The 7086-nt window shown below is 67.8% G+C and carries 8 protein-coding genes and 2 pseudogenes; 5 read left to right on the top strand and 5 right to left on the bottom strand.

What is annotated here, in order from left to right; all coding sequences use genetic code 11:
* Positions 1-183 (bottom strand): annotated as a pseudogene (locus tag Q0U08_RS15900) (energy transducer TonB); the annotation flags it as partial.
* Positions 184-439: 256 nt separating this feature from the next.
* Here Q0U08_RS15900 and Q0U08_RS15895 point away from each other — a divergent pair.
* A complete protein-coding gene (locus Q0U08_RS15895; protein WP_298092533.1) occupies positions 440-1285 on the top strand; it encodes a hypothetical protein in 846 nt (281 codons plus the stop codon).
* Here Q0U08_RS15895 and Q0U08_RS15890 read toward each other — a convergent pair.
* Together Q0U08_RS15890 and Q0U08_RS15885 are read right to left on the bottom strand one after the other, a co-directional pair.
* Complete coding sequence (locus tag Q0U08_RS15890) at positions 1261-1536, bottom strand: Rossmann fold domain-containing protein (protein WP_298092532.1); 276 nt, start codon at positions 1534-1536, stop codon at positions 1261-1263. The two genes, Q0U08_RS15895 and Q0U08_RS15890, sit on opposite strands and share 25 nt — an antisense overlap.
* Positions 1537-1541: 5 nt before the next feature.
* On the bottom strand, positions 1542-1913 hold the full coding sequence (locus tag Q0U08_RS15885; RefSeq protein ID WP_112381115.1) for a dihydroneopterin aldolase: 372 nt from the start codon (positions 1911-1913) through the stop codon (positions 1542-1544).
* Between the two features lie 117 nt (positions 1914-2030).
* Between Q0U08_RS15885 and Q0U08_RS15880 the strand changes: the two genes are divergently transcribed.
* From Q0U08_RS15880 to Q0U08_RS15865, 4 genes are read left to right on the top strand one after another with little or no spacing between them, the layout of a single operon-like run.
* Complete coding sequence (locus tag Q0U08_RS15880) at positions 2031-2555, top strand: GNAT family N-acetyltransferase (RefSeq protein WP_298092530.1); 525 nt, start codon at positions 2031-2033, stop codon at positions 2553-2555.
* 40 nt (positions 2556-2595) lie between these two features.
* Positions 2596-3162, top strand: coding sequence for a DUF1285 domain-containing protein (locus tag Q0U08_RS15875; protein WP_298092536.1), 567 nt, complete (start codon positions 2596-2598; stop codon positions 3160-3162).
* Positions 3159-3767 carry a CoA pyrophosphatase gene (locus Q0U08_RS15870; protein ID WP_298092529.1) on the top strand — a complete coding sequence of 203 codons (609 nt, stop codon included), beginning with the start codon at positions 3159-3161 and terminating at the stop codon, positions 3765-3767. Before Q0U08_RS15875 ends, Q0U08_RS15870 begins: the two co-directional genes overlap by 4 nt.
* 2 nt (positions 3768-3769) lie before the next feature.
* Entirely contained in the window at positions 3770-4996 is a 1227-nt protein-coding gene (locus tag Q0U08_RS15865; protein ID WP_298092527.1) for a CCA tRNA nucleotidyltransferase, read from the top strand.
* On the opposite strand, the gene Q0U08_RS15860 is transcribed toward Q0U08_RS15865, so the two are convergent.
* Together Q0U08_RS15860 and Q0U08_RS15855 are read right to left on the bottom strand one after the other, a co-directional pair.
* Positions 4936-6531, bottom strand: a complete 1596-nt coding sequence (locus Q0U08_RS15860; protein WP_298092535.1) for a bifunctional diguanylate cyclase/phosphodiesterase — start codon at positions 6529-6531, stop codon at positions 4936-4938. The genes Q0U08_RS15865 and Q0U08_RS15860 overlap by 61 nt on opposite strands.
* 186 nt (positions 6532-6717) lie before the next feature.
* Positions 6718-7086, bottom strand: a pseudogene (locus Q0U08_RS15855) (DNA topoisomerase IV subunit A); the annotation flags it as partial.

The raw sequence follows: 7086 nt of genomic DNA, 5'->3' as shown, positions 1-7086 counted from the left end.
GTCCGGCGGCGGCGGGGGCGGTGGCTCCTCGACGTCGAACGTATTCAGCTTTTCGGCAGCCTTCTTCACGAAATTGGTCGCAAGACCAGTGACGAGGGCATAGCCCAGGACGGCGTGGATCAGCACCACGATTACGATGGCGCCGATTTTGCCCCCAGACATCTTCTGGTCAGTATAGGCCATTCAGCAACGACACTCCTCAATCTGCCAGTTTCGCTTCGCCGTGGGCGGGAATGCGGAAACTCCTGCCAAGGCGCATAGCATGCACGGCAGAGCCTCAACCCTATCGCGACCCATGCCGTGGTGCAAACGCTTTGTCAGACGTAATAATCCTACAATCCAGCCGTGACGGAATTATTTCTGTATCGTTAATCCGCAAGCGCCTATGTGCAAGCGCATGATGCGTTTCAGCTCTTCTTTTTTCGCCGCGACCGTCACCATGCCCGCGCTTGCCCTCGCTTTTGCCGCCGCCGCCACCCAGCCGGCGGCCGCCGCGAATCAGGTAGCCGCAGCGGCACCGGCCGGTCCCGCCTATGCCGATCTGGCCGATCTGGTCTTGTCCGCGCCCGTGATCGTCGATGCAACCGTCCGTTCGGCCACCAGGATTAAGGGTGCCGAGGCCGCGTCCGTCCCACCAGGACAGCAACGCTTCTATATCGAGGCGGACGTGACCGCGCTCGTGCGCGGCGCCGGCGGCGTGCCGCCGCGTGTCGGCTATCTGCTGGATGTCGGTCTGGATGCGCGTGGTCGGGCGCCCAAGCTGAAGAAGATGCGCGTGCTGCTGTTCGCCCGGCGCGTGCCCTCCGCCCCCGATCAGCTGCAGTTGATCGCGCCCGACGCGCAACTGCCCTGGTCGCCCGATCTGGACGCGCGCACCCGCGCCATCACCCGCGAGGCATTGGCGCAGGACGCGCCGCCGGTCATCACCGGGGTCGGCAACGCCTTTCACGTACCTGGATCCCTGCCCGGCGAAGGCGAGACGCAGATTTTCCTGACCACGGCAGACCGCCGCCCCGTATCGCTGTCGGTACTGCGCCGGCCGGGCGAACAGCCGCGCTGGGCGGTGGCTCTCAGCGAGATTGTCGACGATGCCGCCGGCCCGCCGAAGCGCGACACCCTGCTCTGGTATCGCCTTGCCTGCGCGTTGCCTGACAGCCTGCCTGACGCCAGCACGGACCAGTTGCAGGGCGACAATGCCGACATCGCCCGGGAGGATTACCGCTTCGTCGTGGCGGCCCTGGGTCCGTGCGGGCGCGCCCGTCAGGCGCCGACCGTCAACACCTGACCGGTGGTAGAAGGGGCGGCATCCAGAAACGCCACCGCTGCATCCACGGCCCCGGGCTCTGCCCCCTCACCCGACACCACCGCATTGATCCGGTCCGGCGCGCGTTCGATGGCCAGCGGCCCGATCGCCGCCAGCGCCACCGCCTGCGCCAGCGCGTCGCGACCGGGCAGGATCACCAGCACCACCGATTCGCCCTGCGTGCCGCGAACCAGTCCGGCGACGTCGTCATCGGGATGAACGTCGATCCGCATCGGGCTCAGCGCCGGTGACGGACCAGCGTGATGCCGATCGCCTCGCCATCCTCGGCGATCGCCAGCTTCACGATCTTCACCTGCACCCGGCGCACCCGCGCATCCTGCAGGAACAACGTTTCGCAGATGTGGTCGGCCACCCCTTCGATCAGGGTGAAATGCACCCCCGCCGGCAACGCCGTGGTCGCTGCATGTTTCAGATCGAGATAGTTTTTCGACGCGCCCAGCGGGGTATCGGGCGCGAACCGGGCCGGGCATTCCAGATCCACCGTGAGCGAGATGCGCAAGGGTTGCGGCAGATGCGTCTCTTCCGAATAGATGCCGGTCAGCACCTGGACTTCGAGATCGTGAACTTCGAGCTGAAGGCTGTCTTCCATGGGCAGCGGCCTCTACTCGCTTGGCCTCCAAAGGCAATGCCGCTTGCGTTCGCCGCCCGCCGCGTTAAGGCGCGCGCGCTTCGTGGCCTTTCCGGCCCGGCCAGGAATTCTTCGCCCGTGACGACCTCTCCGATCGTGATCGCCCCGCTCGATCCCGCCGACGCTGCTGAGGTGGAGGTGCTGCTCGACCGCGCCTTCGGGCCGGGCCGCCACACCCGAACCGCTTACAAGGTGCGCGGCGATGCACAGGCGATTGCCGAACTCGGCTTCGCCGCATGGGAAGGTGAACGGCTGATCGGCTCGATCCAGTGCTGGCCGATCGCGCTTGTCCGCGACGACGGCACCGCGCACCCGCTCGTCATGGTCGGCCCCGTCGCGGTCACCCCCGAACGCCAGCGCGACGGCATCGGCCGCCGTCTCGTTGCCCGTGCGCTGGAGGCCGCTGCCGAACATGGGCTGGACGGCGCCCTGATGCTGATCGGTGATCCGGAATATTATGGCCGCTTCTTCGGCTTTTCGGCCGAGCATAGCACCGGCTGGCGCTTGCCTGGCCCGGTGGAGCGGCACCGCCTGCTTGCCCGCGGTGGCGACGTGCCGGACGCGGCGGGTCTGCTCGGCCCCCGCCACCGTACCCCGGCCTGAACCTTTACGCCGCGCACGCGTGCGCCTACCTCCCACGGCGATGCCGATGGACCTTCCCCCCGATATTGCCACGATGAGCCTGGCCGAGATCGCCCGCGCGGTCGAGGAGGCGCGTCTGCCGCCGGTCGATAGCTGGACGCCTGCGCATTGCGGCGACAGCGAGATGCGGATCGCGCGCGACGGTACCTGGTATCATCAGAACAGCCCGATCGGGCGTCCCGCGATGGTCCGTCTGTTCTCCACCATCCTGCGTCGCGAGGCGGACGGGTCGCACGTCCTCGTTACGCCCGTGGAAAAGCTGGACATTGCGGTCGAGGACGCCCCCTTCGTCGCCGTGGCGATGCAGGCGGAGGGGGTCGGCTCCGCCGCGCGTCTGGCCTTTCAGCTCAACACCGGCGACCTCGTTACCGCCGGCCCGGACCACATGCTGCGCTTTGTCGAGGGGGAGGACGGTCCCCGCCCCTATCTTCACGTCCGCCGCGGGCTGGAGGCGCTAGTCGCACGGCCGGTCTATTACGAACTGGCCGAACGCGCGCTTGCCGCCGGGGATGCGGTGCCCGGCGTGTGGAGCAACGGCGCCTTCTTCCCTTTGGAGCCGTCTGAATGACGCTCGCCGAGCGGCTGGCCGCCGCCATGGCCGAAACGCCCGTGGTCGATCTGCTGGCCGGCGACATGGCGGACGAGATTGCCGAACCGTCGTCCTTGACCGATGCCGGCGTGCTCGTCGCGATCACCGACCGTGCCGCGCCGGGCGTGATCCTGACCCAGCGGACCGATACCTTGCGGCGCCATGCCGGCCAGATCGCCTTTCCCGGCGGCCGCGCCGATGCAGGGGATGCCGACATCGTCGCCACCGCGCTGCGCGAAGCCGAGGAGGAGATCGCGCTTCCCCCGGCGGCCGTGACCGTGGTGGGGATCGCCGATCGCTATCGCACCGTCACCGGCTATGCCGTCACGCCGGTCATCGGCACCGTCCCGCCGGACCTGCCTCTCATCCCGGCCGAGGCGGAGGTGGCGAGCGTGTTCGAGGTGCCCCTCGCCTTCCTCCTCGACCCTACTAACCATGTTCGTGCCAGCGCCCATTGGCGCGGCCAGGATCGTCATTTCTACGAGATCATGTGGAACGACCGACGTATCTGGGGCGCTACCGCGGCGATGATCGTGAACCTCTCGCGCCGTCTGGCGGCCGTGCCGGCTTGGGCGGTGTCGTAGGTATGACGACCCACCTCTCCACCGCCCCCCTCTCCACGGAGGCGTGGCACGCGCATGACGGCCTGTTGGCACTTGCCGCCGCCCTGGGCACGGCCCGCATCGTCGGCGGTGCGGTGCGCGATACGCTGCTGGATATACCTGTTGCCGATATCGATCTTGCCACTCCCTTGTCGCCGGAGGCGGTGATCGAACGGGTCACGGCGGCAGGGTTCAAGGCGGTGCCGACCGGCATTGCGCACGGCACCATCACCGCGGTCCTGCCCGGCGGCCCGGTCGAAGTGACGACGCTGCGCCGCGATGTCGCCACCGACGGCCGGCATGCCGTGGTCGCCTTCACCGACGACTGGCGTGAGGATGCGGGCCGGCGCGATTTCACCATGAACGCACTCTACGCCGATCCCGTCACCGGCGACTTGTACGACTATTTCGACGGCCTGACCGATCTGCGTGCCGGCCGCGTCCGCTTCATCGGCGATCCGCTATGTCGTATCGCCGAGGATCATCTGCGTATCCTGCGCTTCTTCCGTTTCCATGCGCGCTTCGGCGATGCGATCGACGATGCCGGACTGGAAGCGTGTACGGAGCGCGCCAATGACCTGATGGCGCTGTCGCGCGAGCGGATCGCCAGCGAGTTGCTGAAGCTGCTGGTCACCGCGGGCGCGGTCCCGGTTGTTGGTCTGATGGTCGAGCGCGGCATCCTGCGTGCGGTGCTGCCGGAAATCGACACGGACGGCGTCGCCCGACTGGCGCTGCTCGCCCGGCGAGAGGGGGATTCGGGTGTCGCCGCAGATGCCGTTCGCCGCCTCGCTGCCCTGGTGCCGGCTGCCACCGCCGAGAATGTCGGCGCCCGGCTGAAACTCTCCAACACCGATCGCAAGCGACTGGTCGCCGCCACCCACGGCCCCGGCGCGGAAGGCCCCCGCGCGCTCGCCTATCGCCACGGCCTCATCTCCGCCACCGATCGTCTGCTGCTGTCCGGCAGCGATCCGGCGGCGCTTGCCGGCCGGACCCCGCCTCCCCTGCCGATCGGCGGCGGCGCGCTGGTGGAACGGGGTTTGCGCAAGGGGCCACAGGTCGCCGCCGTGCTGCGCGCGGTGGAGACGCAGTGGATCGCCGAAGGCTTTCCCCCGGCCTCCCGCGTTCTAGAACTGGCTGACGATGCGGTGGTTCAGGCGTTGCGGTCGGCCAGCATCGACCAGGCGGCCGCGCCATCCAGCGGCCGCGCATAGACATAGCCCTGCCCGTAATTGCAGCCGAGCGCGGCAAGCGTCTGGCCCAATTCGATCGACTCGATCCCCTCGGCGGTCGTGCGCATGCCCAGCGCCTGGGCCAGACTCAGGATCGCGCGCACGATCGCGATCTTGTCGCGATCCGCCAGCATTCCCGCCACAAAGCTGCGGTCGATCTTCAGAATATCGATCGGCAGTTTTTGCAGATAGGCCAGGTTGGAGTAGCCGGTGCCGAAATCGTCCAGCGCCAGCGTGGTGCCCAGCCCCTTCAGCGCCAGCATCGTGCCGGCGATCCGATCGGGATCGCTCACCATCACGCTTTCGGTCAATTCCAGCGTGAAGCGGTCGCCGGTAAGCCCGGCGGCGGTCAGCGCCGCCTCGATCACGCTCACCACGGCATCGCGCTGCAACTGGATCGCGGACAGGTTCACCGCCATCCGCACGCCGCAATCGCCGCCCGCCGCGGCGTCCCACGCCGCCAGTGTCGATGCCGCTTCCTGGATCGCCCAGCGCCCCAGCGGCACGATCAGGCCGGATTCCTCTGCCACCGGGATGAACTCGGTCGGTGAAATCTCGCGCCCGTCCTCTGTGCGCCACCGCGCCAGCGCCTCGAACTTGATGATCCGGCCGGAGCCCAGGTCGCAGATCGGCTGGTAATGTAGCCGCAACCGCCTTCCCTCGACCGCGTGGCGCAATTCCGTTTCCATCGCGAACTGCGCGCGGGCGATGGTGAACGCCGCCGGCTGGTATATCTCGGATCGGCCGCTCTGCTTGGCCCGTTTCACCGCGAACTGCGCGTGGCGGATCATCTCCTCCGCGTCGTCATCCCCCTCAAAGCCATAGGCGATGCCTACCGCCCCCTCGACGCTGATCTCGTAATCGGTCAGGCGGAACGGTGCGGCGAGCGCACGCTGGATGCGCGCCGCCAGAACCTGCGCTTCCTCGGCCTGGTCGTCGATCGCCATCAGGATGCCGAACTCGTCGCCGCCGATTCGTCCCAGCGTGTCGCGTGCGCGCAACGCCCCCTTGATCCGGCGGGCCACCGTGATCAGCAGCTCGTCGCCGACCAGCGATCCCATGCACGCGTTCAACTGCCCGAACCGGTGCAGATCGACCACCAGCACCGCATGACGCCGGGCGCACGCCATGGCCTGTTCGATTAGGTCGCCAAAGCCTTCGCGATTGGGCAGGCCGGTCAGCGCGTCGGTCTTCATCTCGCGGCGCAAGGAACGCTCGCTCAGATGTTGCGCGGTCTGGTCGACCAGCATCACGACGCACCGGTTGCGCACCATCGGACTCGATCGCGACAATGTCACCTCGAAGAAGCGACAGTCGATCGCCTCGCCATGCGCATGTGCAAAGGCGCTCTGCCGCTCGCCCGAGGCCAGAAACGCCTCGATTCTTTCGGCCAACGCGCTCAGCAACCGTGCCCGTCCGTTGACGATGCCAAATCCGCCCCGCCGGAACGCCTTGTTGGTCGCGGATGCGGTGACCGTCCCGCCGCCGACCTCGACGACGGCGGCCGGGATCGACATCATCTCGATCATCCGCACCACCACCGAGGCATCCAGCCCCAGCGGATAATCGGTAGGATCAAGTGCAGCCGTCGCCATTGCCCGACCGATCTACGACCCGGTTCGTTAAAACGACCTAAAAGCGGAACGCGTTTTTACCGGAAGCAGGAATTTTACTGGCGCGACCATCCTGCTTACGGGGTGCCGTCAGGTGAAACGATTGTCCCGCGGAAACCCGGTCGGCGGCATCCGCCCCGCCGCCCCGCGCGCGGTGCGCCATGCCGACAGGTCATGCTCCACCCGCACGCGCCCCGTATCGCCGCCCATCGGCCAGCTCAGCCCGTCCTTGAACACGAAGGTCGTCGCGTCGGACAGCCCGCCGTCGCGATACCGCTGCAACTGCACCCCCGTACCACGCGCCAGCTCGGCAAACTCCGTCAGCGGAAACACCAGCATCTTGCGGTTGTCCCCGATCGCCGCGACATAATCGTCTTCGGGCTTCACCGGCCGCACCACCTTCAGCACCGCCCCGGCGCGCGCGGCGAGGCTGCTGGTGGCAGCGTCCGACGGGCGCGG

Origin of the sequence: uncultured Sphingomonas sp., assembly GCF_946477935.1 — a bacterium.
Classification (GTDB): domain Bacteria; phylum Pseudomonadota; class Alphaproteobacteria; order Sphingomonadales; family Sphingomonadaceae; genus Sphingomonas.
This window is presented reverse-complemented; position numbering and strand designations above follow the sequence as displayed.

Coding starts and splice junctions, on each gene's coding strand:
- Q0U08_RS15895 (WP_298092533.1), top strand. CDS start 440: ATGCCCGCGCTTGCCCTCGCTTTTGCCGCCGCCGCCACCCAGCCGGCG.
- Q0U08_RS15890 (WP_298092532.1), bottom strand. CDS start 1,536: ATGCGGATCGACGTTCATCCCGATGACGACGTCGCCGGACTGGTTCGC.
- Q0U08_RS15885 (WP_112381115.1), bottom strand. CDS start 1,913: ATGGAAGACAGCCTTCAGCTCGAAGTTCACGATCTCGAAGTCCAGGTG.
- Q0U08_RS15875 (WP_298092536.1), top strand. CDS start 2,596: ATGCCGATGGACCTTCCCCCCGATATTGCCACGATGAGCCTGGCCGAG.
- Q0U08_RS15870 (WP_298092529.1), top strand. CDS start 3,159: ATGACGCTCGCCGAGCGGCTGGCCGCCGCCATGGCCGAAACGCCCGTG.
- Q0U08_RS15865 (WP_298092527.1), top strand. CDS start 3,770: ATGACGACCCACCTCTCCACCGCCCCCCTCTCCACGGAGGCGTGGCAC.
- Q0U08_RS15860 (WP_298092535.1), bottom strand. CDS start 6,531: ATGTCGATCCCGGCCGCCGTCGTCGAGGTCGGCGGCGGGACGGTCACC.